The following is a 14,372-nucleotide window of genomic DNA, read 5'->3' as shown; positions in this document are numbered from 1 at the left end:
CGTGACCGACTATCGCGGGCTCAACCGGGCGAACTGGGACGAGCGGGCCCCGGTGCACGCCGCCTCCGCCGACTACCGGGTGAACGACTTCGCCGCCGACCCCACACACCTGAGCGACGTGGTCCGCTTCGACCTGCCGCTGCTCGGTGACATCAGCGGCCTGCGCGGCGTGCACCTGCAGTGCCACATCGGCACCGACACGGTGTCGCTGGCCCGCCTCGGCGCGACGATGACCGGCGTCGACTTCTCCCCGGCCTCGCTCGCGGAGGCACGCCGGATCTCGCGGCTGGCGGGCAATCCGATCGAATTCGTCGAGTCGGACGTCTACGACGCCGCCGACAAGCTCGGCGGCGGCTTCGACCTGGTCTACACCGGAATCGGCGCGCTCTGCTGGCTGCCCGACATCCGCCGCTGGGCGCGGGTCGTGGCAGGGTTGCTGCGCCCGGGCGGCCGGTTGTTCATCAGGGAGGGCCATCCGATCCTGTGGGCGCTGTCCGACCCGCTGCCCGAGGGCGGGGCGCTGACGCTGGAGTACCCGTACTTCGAGCAGCCCGAGCCGCTGGTCTGGAGCGAGGGCGGCACCTACGTCGAGACCGACGCCGAGTTCACCCACAACACCACCCACGAGTGGAACCACGGCCTCGGCGAGATCGTCACCGCGCTGCTCGACGCCGGGATGTCGGTGACCGGTCTCGTCGAGCACGACTCCGTGCCGTGGGAGGCGGTGCGCGGCCACATGCGCCGGGTCGGCAACGACGAATGGCAGCTCGCCGACCGCCCCGAGCGGCTGCCGCACACCTACACGCTGCAGGCGGTTCGCGCGGCGGTTTAAAGATCGACGGTTTCGGGGTACCTGACGCGCAGTCCCAACGACCTAGGAGCCCCCCGATGCGCGCAGGATCAATCGGCGGCGTCATCGTCGCCATCTGGCTCGTCCTCGGCATTATCGCCGCGTTCGAGCGCGGCTACTTCAAGGACAGCGGCGACGCCGGCTGCGCGGAGGCCGGCACGGTAATCGTCACGGTGGTCGCCGGCCCACTCAACTGGTTGGGCGTCAACCCAAAAATTACCTGCGATGTTCCTGAGCCTTCGAAGTAGATCGGCGTAGATATTGCGCCTAGCCTGACTGGGTGCCCGGCGCTGAGTCGTCCCACGCAGGTGCCGCCGTTCCTCCGAGAGCGGCGGCACCCTGGCGAACGGGTACGGACACGATGCGCCACGGCCTCCGCGCGCTGCGCTCCGACCGGCTGCTGCTCGCCCTGCTCGCCGCCACCGCCGGCCTGACCATCTGGTACGCGACCGCGCCGTCGAGCCGCACCGCCCAGGTCGTCACGGCCTGGGTCTTCGTCGCCTCGATGCACGCCTGTCTGATCTGGACCACCCGGTCGTTCACCCGCACACCCGGCCTGCCCGCCGTGGTCCGGCGCTTCTGGCGCGCCGTGCTGGTCGGCGCGACCGCCTACCTCGCCGGCGACCTGGCCCAGGTGGTGCTGGCCGCCACCCGGCCGGACCTGCCCACCGCCGCGACCGGCGGAACCATCCGGGTCGCGACCCTGGCCGCCGGCAGCGCCTGGCTGCTGCTCGCCCTGCTCGCCTCCCCGCTCGGCCTGGCCACCCGCCGCGCGCGCCTGCGCTTCTGGCTGGACGTCGCCACGGTGATGGTCGCGGCCGTCGTCGTCGGCTGGCACCTGGTGCTTCCCGACCGCCCCGCCGACCTGCTGAGCGCGGCGGCCCCGGTGCTGACCGGCCCGGTGATCCTGCTGCTGTGCGTCTTCGCCATCACCAAGCTGACGATGTCGGGCACCGCGCTGTTCACCCGCGCCTGCGCCGTGATCGGCACCGCCGCCGCGGCGCTCAAGGCCGGCTCGGACCTGCTCAGCTGCGACGGCCTCGCCCCCGGGCGGCTGCACTGGTTCCTGGCCATGACGATCGTCGCGAACGCGGGACTGACGATCGCCGCGCGCGTCACCCAGATGCAGCTCACCCGCAATCCCCTGGCGCTCGAGGGCCGCCGGGGCCGGCGGCCGTACAGCCTGCTGCCGTACGGCGCGATCGTGATCACCTACGGGCTGCTGACCGTGGCGATCTGGCGGAACGAGACGGCCACCGTCCCGATCGCGCTGACCGGCGCGGCGATCAGCACGCTGCTGGTGGTGCTGCGCCAGCTGGACGCGTTCCACGAGAACGCGCAGCTGCTCGCCAAGCTGCACAACTCGCTCGACCAGCGCGAGAACCTCGCGGCCCGGCTGCAGCACCAGGCCTTCCACGACGGCCTCACCGGCCTGCCCAACCGCCAGCTGTACTCGCACCGGCTGGACGCGGCGCTCGCCGCCGGCGAGCCGGCGGTGGTCATGCTGGTCGACCTGGACGACTTCAAGCTGGTCAACGACGCGCACGGCCACGCGGCCGGCGACCACCTGCTGAAGGTGATCGCCGACCGGATGCGGTCCTGCGTAAGGAGTTCGGACACGGTCTCCCGGATCGGCGGCGACGAGTTCGCGGTGCTGCTGTCGGCCCTGCCCGGCGACGACGCGCTCGAGATCGCGGCCCGCATCGTCCGCGAGATCGAGGCACCGGTACCGGTCGACGGCGGCTCGGCGCGGGTGGGCGCCAGCGTCGGCATCGCGTTCGCCCGCCCCTGCCCGGCGGGCCACCTCCCCGACGGCGAGGCCCTGCTCCGCGAGGCCGACCACGCGATGTACGCGGTCAAACGCGACGGCAAGGGCTCATACGCGGTCTCGCCGGGCTGAGGCGTGTCTTAGCGGACCCAGGGCGGGCTGATCGAGGAGCCGTCGGGGAGGGTGGCCTCGAGTCCGACGCTCGTGGTGACCCAGGCGGTCGCCGGGTCGCCGGACGCGTTGTCGAGGCCGAACATCGCACCCGCGGGCACGAACGCGACCTCACCGGGCCGCAGCGCGCTGACCACGCCGTCGATGTTCACGGTGACCTCACCGGACATGATCAGAAGTACCTCCTCGCGGCTCACCCGGTGCGGCACCCCGGTCGTGCCGGCGGCCACCTCGAGCCGCCAGGCGCAGAGCTCGGTGCTGCCGGACGAGGGCGCGACGAAGGAGTTGAAGGTGGCGCCGTGCAGCTGGTGCGCGACGGCGTCGTGCTCGCGGACGACTGGCATGTCGATCCCTTCGAAAGGTAGTCAAGCTGCTTGACGAAATAGTCCAGCAGCTTGACCAAGCTGTCAAACTGCTTTCCGTGGAACGTGACCTCCTCGACCTTCCGGTGCTGCTGCTCAGCGCGGCCCGCGCGCTGGTGGACGGCATCGACGCCGGCGTGCGGGCCCGAGGCTTCGACGACCTGCGCCCGGCGCACGGCTTCGCGTTCGTGCGCCTCGCCGGCGACGGCGCGACGGTCGGGCAGCTCGCCGAGCACCTGAACGTGACGAAGCAGGCGGCCAGCCAGATGATCGAGGAGCTGGTGACCAAGGGCTACGTGACGCGGCGACCGCACCCGGACGACGCCCGCGCGCGGCTGGTCGTGCTCACCCCGAAGGGCTGGGCCTGCACCCGCGCGGCCGACGAGGCGGCGACCGAGCTGCTGCGCCCCTGGGCGGCCGCCCTGGGACCCGAACGCCTGGCGGCGCTGCGCGCGGACCTCGCCCGGCTGGGCACCCCCGGCCGGGTGCGCCCGATCTGGTGACCGCCGGCCCGATTGGTTTCCGGCACGCGCGGCGTACACCTCGCATGGACAGAGAACTTCGGGAAGCGGTCGCCGCGGAGCGGCGCGAACAGGCCGAGCTGCTCGCCGGCCTACGGCCGGAACAGTGGGACGCGCCGACCCTGTGCGCGGGCTGGCGGGTCCGCGAGGTCGTCGCACACACCACCATGCCGTTCCGGACGTCGTTGGGCCGGACCGTGCTGGAGCTGGCGCGGGCACGCGGAGACGTCAACCGCATGGCGGACCGCTGCGCGCGCCGCGACGCCGCCCGGCTCTCGGACCGGGAGCTGCTGGCCGCGCTGCGCGACAACATCGACCACCCGTGGACCCCACCGGGCGGCGGCGCGCGCGGCGCGCTCTCCCACGACGTCATCCACGGCCTCGACATCACAGTCGGCCTGGGCCTGGACCGGCGGGTACCCCCGGAGCGGGTCGGCCTGGTGCTGGCCGGCCTGAGCCCGAGAAACATCGCATTCTTCGGCACCGACCTCGACGGCATCGCCCTGCAGGCGACCGACCTCGACTGGAGCTACGGCACCGGCACACCGGTCCGGGGCACCGCACAGGACCTGCTACTGGTCCTCTGCGGCCGCCACCTACCCCCAGGCCGGCTCACCCCACCACCGCCGGCACGCGAGCCGGACCAGGCGCGATAACGAAAGGAGGGGCGGCGCCGCGTGCGGCCCCGCCCCTCCTTTCGTGTCTGCTGTGGTCAGCCGCGTTCGATCAGGTGGCCGATGATCTGCGGACCCATCAGGACCGCCTCGCCGGAGCCGTCGCGGCGGCCGTCCGGGTCCGGCAGCTCCACCGGGTCGCCGTTTCTGCTCGCGCCGACCGGGCGGGTGCCCACCCAGGCCAGCTCGAGCCGGGACTCGCCCTTGAGGAAGCGCTGCACCCGGACGCCGCCGGTGGCCCGGCCCTTAGCCGGGTAGGACGCGAACGGGGTCACCTTGACCTGGGTGCCGGTCGAGGTCACCACCATCGGTTCGCCGTGCTGCGGGTCCGTCGTGTCCACCACGTTGAACGAGACCACGTCGGCGTCCGCCGACAGGCTCATGCCCGCCATGCCGCCGCCCTTGAGGCCCTGCGGGCGGACCAGCTTCGCGGGGAAACGCAGCATCGAGGCGTCCGAGGAGACGAAGGCCAGCGACTCCGCACCGTCGGTCAGCCAGGCCGCGCCGAGCACCTCGTCGCCGTCCTTGAGGGTGATGACCTCGAACTCGTCCGAGCGGACCGGCCACTCCGGCGAGCAGACCTTGACCACGCCGAGCCGGGTGCCCAGCGCCAGGCCCGGCGAGCCGTCGGCGCCGAGCGGGGCGAGGCCGACCACTCGCTCGCCCGGCGCCAGCGGGATCAGCTCCGAGGCCGACATGCCGCCGCGCACCGACACCGTGCCGGACTGCTCCGGCAGCACCGGCAGCGGCAGCACGTCCGTCTTGAACGCCCGGCCCGCGCTGGTCACCAGCAGCACCCGGCCGCGGGCGGTCGAGTGGACCATGGCGCGGACCGCGTCGTGCTTCACCCGGCCGCTGCGCCGGCGCGCCTCGATCGTCTCCTCGCTCTCCGCCGCGGTGCGCGCGATCAGCCCGGTCGCGGAGAGGATCACCTGGCACGGGTCGTCCGCGACCTCCAGCGGACCGGCCGGCACGGACGCCGCGAGGACCTCCTTGAGGTCGCCGTCGATCAGCGTGGTGCGGCGCGGCCCGCCGAACTCCGCCGCCACCGCCGCGAGCTCGTCGGAGACGACCTGCTTGAGCACGTCGTCGTTGTCGAGAATCCGGCTCAGCTCGGCGATCTCCCCGCGCAGGCGCTCCTGCTCGGTCTCGAGCTCGATCCGGTCGAAGCGGGTGAGCCGCCGCAGCGGGGTGTCCAGGATGTACGTCGCCTGAATGTCGGTGAGGCCGAACTCGCTCATCAGGCCGTCCTTGGCGGCCGCGGCGTCGTCACTGCCGCGGATGATCGCCACCACCCGATCGATGTCGATGAGCGCGATGAGCAGCCCGTCGACCAGGTGCAGCCGGTCCTGCCGCTTGGTACGCCGATGCGTGGTGCGCCGGGTGACCACCTCGTAGCGGTGCGCCAGGAACACCTCGAGCAGCGCCTTGAGCCCCAGCGTCCGCGGCTGGCCGTCGACCAGCACCAGGTTGTTGATGCCGAACGACGACTCCAGCGGTGTCAGCCGATAGAGGTCGGCGAGCAGGGCCTGCGGGTTGACGCCGACCTTGCACTCGATGACCAGGCGGATGCCGTGCTCGCGGTCGGTGAGGTCCTTGACGTCGGCGATGCCCTGCAGCCGGGCCGGCTGGCGCTGACCCTTGCGCGGCCCGGACGTGATGAGCTTGCCCTTCACCTCATCGGTGATCGCCTCGATGATCTTCTCGGTGCCGACGCCGTACGGCAGCTCGACCACGGTGATCGCCTGGCGGCCGCGACCGCCCTCGAGGGGCCCGGTCTGCGCGCGGGCCCGCATCCGCACCACGCCCCGGCCGGTCTCGTATGCCCGGCGAACCTCGTCGAGGCCGAGCAGCTGACCGGCGGTGGGCAGGTCGGGTCCGGGCACGAAGCGCATGAGCGCGTCGAGGTCGGCCTCGGGATCCGTGATCAGGTGCCGGGTCGCCGCGACGACCTCGCCCAGGTTGTGCGGGATCATGTTGGTCGCCATGCCGACCGCGATCCCGGACGTGCCGTTGACCAGCAGGTTGGGGAAGGCCGCGGGCAACACCCGGGGCTCCTGCTCGGACCCGTCGTAGTTGGCCTTGAAGTCGACAGTGCCCTCGCCGAGCTCACCGACCAGCAACATCGCCTCACGCGACATCCGGGCCTCGGTGTAACGCGATGCGGCCGGCCCGTCGTCCGGGGACCCGAAGTTCCCGTGCCCGTCGATCAGCGGCGCATTCAGCGAGAAGCCCTGCGCCAGACGCACCATCGCGTCATAAATCGCCAGGTCGCCGTGCGGATGGTACTTGCCCATGCAGTCACCCACGACGCGGGCGGACTTCACGTAGGGGCGGTCGGGGCGGTGGCCCTGTTCCTGCATGGACCAGAGGATGCGGCGGTGGACGGGTTTGAGGCCGTCGCGGGCGTCCGGGAGGGCGCGGGAGTGGATGACCGAGTACGCGTACTCCAGGTAGGAGTCCTCGACCTCGGTGGTGAGCGAGTTGTCGATGACCCTGGCGCCGGCCTGGTCGAAGGCCGACAGGTCCACCCGGGACGTTTCGTTCTTTCGGCGTGCCATGTCTGAAGGCCCCTCAGGCGTCGATCGTCTCGTGGTCGATGCGGCCGGCGGCCTCGATCAACCAGTTCCTGCGCGGTTCCACCCGCTCACCCATCAGCAGTTCGAGCGTGGCCTCGGCCTGCTCGGCGTCGTCGATGGTGATGCGCCGGACGGTGCGGGTCGCCGGGTTCATCGTGGTGTCCCACAGCTCGTCGGCGTCCATCTCGCCGAGGCCCTTGAACCGGGGCACCGGCTTGACCACGGACTTGCCGGACTGTTCGAGCCGGCCGACGGTCCGCTCCATCTCCTGCTGCGTGTAGGTGTAGAGGGTCTCGGCGTTGCGGCCCTTGGTGACGACCTTGTGCAGCGGGGGCATGGCGGCGAACAGCCGGCCCTGCTCGATCACCGGGCGCATGTACTTGGCGAACAGCGTGATCAGCAGCGTGCGGATGTGCGAGCCGTCGACGTCCGCGTCCGCCATGATCATGACGCGGCCGTAGCGCATCGTGCTCATGTCGAAGGTGCGCCCGGAGCCGGCGCCGAGCACCTGCACGATGGCCGAGCACTCGACGTTGTCGAGGACCTGCTGCAGGCTGGCCTTCTGCACGTTGAGGATCTTGCCGCGGATCGGCAGCAGGGCCTGGTATTCCGAGCTGCGGGCCATCCGTGCGGTGCCGAGCGCGCTGTCGCCCTCGACGATGTAGAGCTCGCTGCGGCCGATGCCGGTGGAGCGGCAGTCGACCAGCTTGGGCGGCATCGAGGCGCCCTCGAGCGCGGTCTTGCGGCGGGCCGCGTCCTTCTGCTGTTTCTGGGTCAGGCGCACCCGGGCCGCGTCGACGACCTTCTGCAGGACCGTGCGGGCCTCGGTCTTGGTGCGCCGGTCGTCGATCCAGGCCTTGAGGTGCTGCTCGACCAGGGTCTGCAGCACCCGGGTGATGCCGGCGGTGGAGAGCTCGTCCTTGGTCTGCGAGGTGAACTGCGGCTCGGGCACCCGGACGTGGATGACCGCGGTCATGCCCTCGAGCAGGTCGTCGAGGACCGGCGGGTCCTCCTTGGGCTTGAGCAGGCCGCGGGCGTTGCGGATCGCGTCGGTCAGGGCGCGGACCATGGCCCGCTCGAAGCCCTTGCGGTGGGTGCCGCCGTGCACGTTGCGGATGGTGTTGGTGAAGCATTCGACCGTGCGGTCGTAGCCGGTGCCCCAGCGGAACGCGATCTCGACCTGCGCGTGGCGCACGACGTTGGCCTGCATGACGCCGTTGGCGTCCGCGGCGTTCTCCTTGTAGGTGCCCTCGCCGGTGATCATCAGGATCCCGGATACCGGCTTTTCACCCGACGGAGTGAGGAACTCCACCATGTCGGTGAGGCCCTGCGGGTAGTGGAACTTCTCCTCGACCGGCTCCTCGCCGGTCTCGTCGCGCAGCACGTAGGCCACGCCGGGCACGAGGAAGGCGGTGTTGCGCAGCTTGGCCTTGACGGTGTCGAGGTCCAGGCGCGCGCCGGCCTCGAAGTAGCGGGCGTCGTACCAGTAGCGGATCGAGGTGCCGTCGCGCTCGCCGCGCTTCATCCGGCGGATCACGCGCAGGCCGGACTCGGGCACGAAGGCCGCGTCGGGGCCGGGGCCGGCGAAGACGCCGGGCACGCCGCGGCGGAAGGAGATCTCGTGCACCTTGCCGTCGCGCCTGACCGTCACGTCGAAGCGCAGCGACAGCGCGTTGACCGCGGAGGCGCCGACGCCGTGCAGGCCGCCCGAGGTCTTGTAGCCGGAGCCGCCGAACTTGCCGCCGGCGTGCAGCCGGGTCAGCACCAGCTCGACGCCGTTGAGGCCGGACTTGGCGTTGATGTCCGTCGGGATGCCGCGGCCGTCGTCGTCGACCTGCACCGAGCCGTCGGCGTGCAGGATGACCGCGACGTGGTCGGCGTGGCCGCCGACGCCCTCGTCGGTGGCGTTGTCGATGATCTCGTTGGCGAGGTGGTTGACGCCACGGCTGTCGGTGGAGCCGATGTACATGCCCGGGCGCTTGCGGACAGCGTCGAGTCCTTCGAGGTGCGTGAGGTCATCAGCCCCGTAGAGGATCTCTGGTTGCGCAGTCACGAAGCACTACTCCCGGCGATGGCGGCTGTCAACGACGCGGCGAGCCTACCGGGCTGGTACGACGACTTCTTGTGAGGCCGACTGCGTGCGTCACGACATAACAGCGACGAAAGGGACGAATCCTACTGGTCGTGAGCCACGACACGGTTGCGGCCGGCCTGCTTGGCCTCGTAGAGCCCGGCGTCGGCCCGCCCCAGCAGCGTGTCGGGGGTCGCGTCCTCGGGGCGCAGCCGGGCCAGCCCGATGCTGATCGTGACCGGGATCGGCCCGGACCTGGTGTCGATCGGCGAGCCGCCGACCACCGCGCGCAGCTCCTCCGCGAGGGTGGGGCCGGACGTGTCGACGCCGGGCAGCAGCACCGCGAACTCCTCGCCGCCGTACCGGGCGACCAGGCCGTCGGTCGGCAGCCCGACGAGCAGCCGGCCGACGACACCCTTGATCACGTCGTCGCCGGTCTGGTGCCCGTACGCGTCGTTGATCCGCTTGAAGTGGTCGATGTCGACCATCAGGGCGGTCACCGGGCCGTCCTTGGCCCGAGCCACGGTCAGCGAGCGCTCGGCGAGTTCGAAGAACCGCCGGCGGTTCGCCACGCCGGTGAGGCTGTCCGTGGTGGCCAGCTCGTTCACCCGGCTGAACAGCCGGGCGTTGTCGTAGGCGACCATGCCTTGGCCGACCAGCGCGGCCGCCACGCCGAGGTCCGCGGCCGCGTAGGCGCCCGGGCGGTCGGAGGCGAGCACCAGCACGCCGACCGCGCCGTTGCGGTCGTCGAGGGTGACCGCGAGCCAGCTCTGGCCGGTCGAGTCGTCCAGCGAGCCGGCCCAGGGCGGCGTGCCCGAGAGCATGTCCGCCTGCCGGTGCTCCAGCAGCGCCCGCAGCTCCGGGTGGTCGTCCAGGGTCAGGGTCAGCGGCACCGGCCCGCCGTGCACGGTGACCTCGGCCGAGGCCGACGTGCCGAGGATCAGCCAGCCGCGGTTGGCGCCGGGCGTCTGCCGGGCGGTGAGCAGCAGCCGGCGCAGCACCAGCTCCGGGTCGAGCGTGCCGGTGAGCCGGGCCATCGCGCGGCGCAGCGTCTCGGCGATGTCGCGCTGCCGGTTGGCGGCGGCCACCGCGACCTCGAGCTGGGCGGCGCGGGCCGTCTCCAGGCCGACGGCGATGTGGTGGGTGATCGCGGTGAGCACGTCGGCGTCGTCGACGTTGAAGACGCCCTTGGCGACCCGGCTGTCCAGGTAGACGACGCCGAGCAGGCGGTCGTCCAGCTCGAGCGGCGCGACCAGGATGCTGCGCAGGCCGAACTGGACCACGCTCTGCGCGCCGAGTGCCGCGCCCTCCTCGGTGCCGGTGACCACGAGCGGCTGGCGGCTGTGCCGGACCCGGTCGACCACTGTCGCGCTGTATCCGGCGAGCTCGGCCAGGTCGCGGCCGGCGGCGTCGCGCCCGACGTACGGCGCGAGCACCTGCGACTCGGCGTCCATCAGGAACAGGATGGCGCGCTCGGCGCCGAGCAGCCGGGTGGTCTCGTCCAGCGCGACCCGGGTCAGCCGCTCCGGGTCGCTGAGCCGCGACGCCGCGAGGCTGAGCTGCTCGAGGGCGGCCCAGCGCTGCCCGGCCCGGTCCCGCGCGGCCACGACGGGCACGCGGTTGCGGCGCCCGGTGTCGAGCCCGAACTCGGCGGCGACCCGGCGCGCGCGGTGCGGCCAGCCCTGCGCCTCGGCGATGCCCGCGGCCATCCGCGCCTGCCGCTCGGCCTCGCCGGTGCTGCCGGTCGCGGCGAGCGCGCGGGCCCGTACGAGGGCTGCCTCGAAGGCCGGCAGCGGCGCGTCCACCCGGCGCAGCAGCGGCTCCGCCTTGGCGAGCAGGTCGAGCGCGGCCTCGCCGCGCTCGGGGTCGAGCGCGAGCAGGGCCGCCCGGGCGATCTGGTGGTGCGCGGCGATGATCGGGCGGCGGGTGATCCGGCCGAGGGCGGCGACGGCGGCGCGGGCGGTCTCCACCGCGGCCTCGCGGTCCTCCGGCGCGGCCCGGCGGGCCTGCTCCAGCCGGCCGTACGCGAGGCAGACGTAGTAGCCCTGCTGCGCCGGGAGCAGGTCGATGGGGCGCACCCCGAACCCGTCGAACTCGGCGACGGCGTCGTTGAAGGCGGGACCGAGGTCGTCGCGCTCGACGGCGGCGAGCAGCCGTGCGGTGAGGGTGTGGATGACCTCGTGGATGCCCTTCGGCCGGTCGTCGGCGCGGGCCAGGGTCGCGAGCGCCTCGCCGGCCCGTCCGCGCAGCGCCAGCAGGCCCGCGTCGACCGCGACGACGGCGCTGCGGTCGGCGTGCCCGCCGGCGTCCAGGCAGCGCTGCCGGCCGGGCCGCGCGGCGTCGGCGACGCCGATCTCGCCGCGCAGCACCCAGTCCCAGCCCAGCACGGTGTAGCAGTCCAGGATCAGCCCGACGTCGAGGAAGCGCTCGCGCTCGGCCAGCACCTGCCCGATCCGCTCGCCGGAGTCGCCGCCGCTGCCGTGGTAGGCGATGCCGGTCATCCAGTCGATCCGGGCGACCAGCGTGGGGTCGCCGAGCTCGTGCGCCATGCTCAGCGCGCTCGCGGTGATCCGGTCGGAGGTCTTCTGCAGGCCGATCATGCGCAGCGCGAGGGTCAGCGCGACCAGGTCACGGGCCCGCTCGGCGGAGCGCCCGAGCCGGCTGGCCGGGTGCATCATCCGCATGCCGTACAGCAGGGACCGCAGCGGCTTCATGGTCCGTACGCTGCCGGAGGCGCCGTAGTGGTAGAGCGTCGACTGCAGCCGCAGGCGCTCGCGGTACGCGCCCTTGGCGGTGCCGTAGCCGAGCCGGGTGATCCGGATCAGGCAGCCGACGATGAGCAGCCAGAGGCTGGTCAGGGCGGACAGCACCGGGTTGGCGGGCAGCGGGCGGCCGAGCTCGGCCAGGCCCTCCTCGACGGCGCGCAGCTGCTCGGCGCCGCCCCAGTTGCTCTCGTGCACCCGGGCGAGCATCAGGTGTACGTGCGCCCGCTCGGTGGGGTCGGCCGACTTCTCCAGCGCGGCGGTGAACGTGGCGATCGCCTCGTCGAAGCGGCCGTTCTGGTGGTAGGCGGTGCCGAGCAGCTGGAGGAACCCGCTGCCGAGGGCGATGCCGGCCGCCTCGGCGGCCTCCGCGGCGTAGTCGAGGTAGATCAGTGCCGTGTCCGGCGCGTGGTCGGCGAGCGCGCGGGCGCCGGCCGCGTGGCCGGCGCGCACCATCCGGTCCGGGTCGTGGCTCGGGTCGCCCAGCGCGCAGTGCCGCGCGAGGGCGTAGACGTCGGCGTCCGGCGTACCGTCCAGGACGTCGGCGATCCGCTGGTGGAGGGTCTGCAGTTCCTGGTCGGGTATGCCGTCCAGGAGCGCGATGCGGATGCTGTCGTGCAGGAAGCGGTGCACACCGTCGCGGTGCTCGACCAGTCCGCGGCGGACCGCGTCGGAGAGCACGTCGAGCACGCGCCGGCGGTCAACGCCCGCGACCTCGGCCACCAGGGCGGGCGCGAACGAGGTGCCGACGACGCCGGCCACCCGCAGCAGGCGACGGCTCTCCTGGTCGAGTTCGCCCATCCGGCGCAGCACCAGCTGCGCCGAGTCGGCGGGCAGCGCCAGATCGCGGATGCCGGCCGCGTCGATCTGCCAGACACCCCAGTCGGGCAGGAGCAGCCCCGCGTCCATCACGGCCTTGGCGTACGCCAGGGTGACGAACGGGTTCCCGCCGGTGAGCATGGCGATCATCTCGGCGCTGTCGGCGTCGATGCGGTTGCCGCCGGAGAGCGACTCGATGAGGGTGCCGACGTCCTCGGCGGGCAGGGGCGGCAGCGTCACGTCGGTGTCGCGGGCCGGGCCGAGGCGGGCCAGGGTGGCCGCCGTCTCGGGTGCGGCCTCGTCGTCGCGGGCGGTGGCGAGCACCAGCAGCGGCACGCCCGACAGGTCCGTCGCGAGCTTCTCGAGCACGCGGACCGTGCCGTCGTCGTACCAGCGGACGTCGTCGAGGTGCAGCAGCACCGGGCCCGCGCCCCGGGCCACGCCGGTGAGCAGGTCCGCGACGGCGGCCGAGTGCCGCTCCAGGCCGATCTCGCCGGCCACCTCCGGCACGCCGAGCAGCTCGGCCAGCACCGGCGACAGGCTGGTGACCAGGGCGGCGCCCTGCCCGGCCGCGGAACGCAGCAGGGCGGCGGCGGCGGCCCGGCCGCCGGGCTCGCCCAGCAGGCCGCGCACGTACTCGTCGACCGCGGCGCGGATCGGCGCCATCGGCCGGCGTTCGCTCGGCGTGGCGCTGCCGCGCAGCAGGATGCCGCCGGCGGCGGTGACCGCCGCGCCGAGCTCGGCGGCGAGGCGGCTCTTGCCGGACCCGGCCGGGCCGTGCAGCACCGCGATGCCGCCGCGGCCGGCGGCCGCGTCGGCCCAGCGCGCGCGCAGGGTCTCCAGCTCGGCGTCGCGGCCGGTCAGCGGCGCCTGGCCGATGACGGTCGGCCCGTCGTTGAGCGCCAGCGGGAAGATCGCGTCGGGCTCGAGGGCGAGCCGGCGCAGGTCGGCGAGCAGCCCGCGGGCGCCCTGGTAACGGTCGTCGGGGTCCTTGGCGAGCAGCCGGACGATCACCGCGGCGAACGACGCGCTCAGGCCGGGCGCGAGGGCCCGGGGGTCCGGCACGGACGCCGTGGCGTGCAGGTGCAGCAGCTCGCCGACGTCGGAGGCGGCGAACGGCGGGGCGCCGGTGACGCACTCGAACAGCACCGCGCCCAGCGCGTACAGGTCGGAGCGGGCGTCGACCGGCCGGTTCAGCATGCCGGCCTGCTCCGGGGCGCTGTAGGTCAGCGTGCCGGCGATCGGGTCGGCGGGACCGGTGAGGCCGCCGGGCGGCGCGTCGGAGGCGCGGGTGGCCAGCCCGAAGTCGACCAGCCGGGCCGCGCCCTGCGGCGTGACGATGATGTTCTCGGGCTTGACGTCGCGGTGCACGAGGTCGTACTCGTGCGCCGCGCGTAGGGCGGCGGCGATGTCGGCGCCGATCTGCACGGCGGTCCGCTCGCGGATCGGGCCCCGGGCCAGCCGGGCGGCGAGCGTGTCGCCCTCGATCAGCTCCATCACCGCGTACGGGCGCCCGCCGGCCATGCCGACCTTGTGCACGCGGGGCAGCCCGGGGCTCACGATGGCGGCGAGCAGCGCGCTCTGCCGGCGGAACTCCTGCGCCTGATCGGGGTGCTGCGCGGCGTCGTGGCGCAGCAGCCGCAGGGCGTACTCGCGGCCGCGGTAGCGGACCCGGTGCACGACGGCCTGGGCGCCGCGGCCGATCTCGCCCAGCACCTCGAGCCCGGCGGCATCGCCGGGCTCGAACTGGATCTGCTCCGGCTCTGCCGGCAGCGATGGCGAGACACCCACGGCT

9 protein-coding genes are annotated in these 14,372 nt (G+C 73.2%); 5 read left to right on the top strand and 4 right to left on the bottom strand.

Features of this window, described 5'->3' with window-relative positions:
* The first annotated feature begins 1 nt into the window (after nt 1).
* The 3 genes from ACIBSW_RS30165 to ACIBSW_RS30155 all read left to right on the top strand — a co-directional run bounded on the left by ACIBSW_RS30165 (nt 2) and on the right by ACIBSW_RS30155 (nt 2,750).
* Complete coding sequence (locus ACIBSW_RS30165; RefSeq protein ID WP_354723235.1) at nt 2-832, top strand: class I SAM-dependent methyltransferase; 831 nt, start codon at nt 2-4, stop codon at nt 830-832.
* A gap of 56 nt (nt 833-888) precedes the next feature.
* Entirely contained in the window at nt 889-1,098 is a 210-nt protein-coding gene (locus ACIBSW_RS30160) for a hypothetical protein (protein WP_354723233.1), read from the top strand.
* A gap of 113 nt (nt 1,099-1,211) precedes the next feature.
* Nucleotides 1,212-2,750 (top strand): GGDEF domain-containing protein, encoded by a 1,539-nt coding sequence (locus tag ACIBSW_RS30155; protein WP_354723232.1) that lies wholly within the window; start codon nt 1,212-1,214, stop codon nt 2,748-2,750.
* 8 nt (nt 2,751-2,758) lie between these two features.
* Here the strand turns inward: ACIBSW_RS30155 and ACIBSW_RS30150 are convergent, their stop codons facing one another.
* Entirely contained in the window at nt 2,759-3,133 is a 375-nt protein-coding gene (locus ACIBSW_RS30150; protein ID WP_354723230.1) for a cupin domain-containing protein, read from the bottom strand.
* A 77-nt stretch (nt 3,134-3,210) separates the two neighbouring features.
* Here ACIBSW_RS30150 and ACIBSW_RS30145 point away from each other — a divergent pair, with 77 nt between their 5' ends.
* On the top strand, nt 3,211-3,654 hold the full coding sequence (locus ACIBSW_RS30145) for a MarR family winged helix-turn-helix transcriptional regulator (protein ID WP_354723228.1): 444 nt from the start codon (nt 3,211-3,213) through the stop codon (nt 3,652-3,654).
* Between the two features lie 44 nt (nt 3,655-3,698).
* Nucleotides 3,699-4,328 (top strand): maleylpyruvate isomerase family mycothiol-dependent enzyme, encoded by a 630-nt coding sequence (locus ACIBSW_RS30140; protein ID WP_354723226.1) that lies wholly within the window; start codon nt 3,699-3,701, stop codon nt 4,326-4,328.
* Nucleotides 4,329-4,384: 56 nt separating this feature from the next.
* Here the strand turns inward: ACIBSW_RS30140 and ACIBSW_RS30135 are convergent, their stop codons facing one another.
* The 3 genes from ACIBSW_RS30135 to ACIBSW_RS30125 all read right to left on the bottom strand — a co-directional run bounded on the left by ACIBSW_RS30135 (nt 4,385) and on the right by ACIBSW_RS30125 (nt 14,368).
* Complete coding sequence (locus ACIBSW_RS30135) at nt 4,385-6,907, bottom strand: DNA topoisomerase IV subunit A (protein WP_354723224.1); 2,523 nt, start codon at nt 6,905-6,907, stop codon at nt 4,385-4,387.
* Nucleotides 6,908-6,920: 13 nt separating this feature from the next.
* Nucleotides 6,921-8,978, bottom strand: a complete 2,058-nt coding sequence (locus ACIBSW_RS30130; protein WP_354723222.1) for a DNA topoisomerase IV subunit B — start codon at nt 8,976-8,978, stop codon at nt 6,921-6,923.
* 122 nt (nt 8,979-9,100) lie between these two features.
* Nucleotides 9,101-14,368 (bottom strand): diguanylate cyclase, encoded by a 5,268-nt coding sequence (locus ACIBSW_RS30125; RefSeq protein ID WP_354723220.1) that lies wholly within the window; start codon nt 14,366-14,368, stop codon nt 9,101-9,103.
* Nucleotides 14,369-14,372 lie beyond the last annotated feature (4 nt).

Origin of the sequence: Actinoplanes sp. NPDC049668, assembly GCF_044465445.1 — a bacterium.
Lineage (GTDB): Bacteria > Actinomycetota > Actinomycetes > Mycobacteriales > Micromonosporaceae > Actinoplanes.
This window is presented reverse-complemented; position numbering and strand designations above follow the sequence as displayed.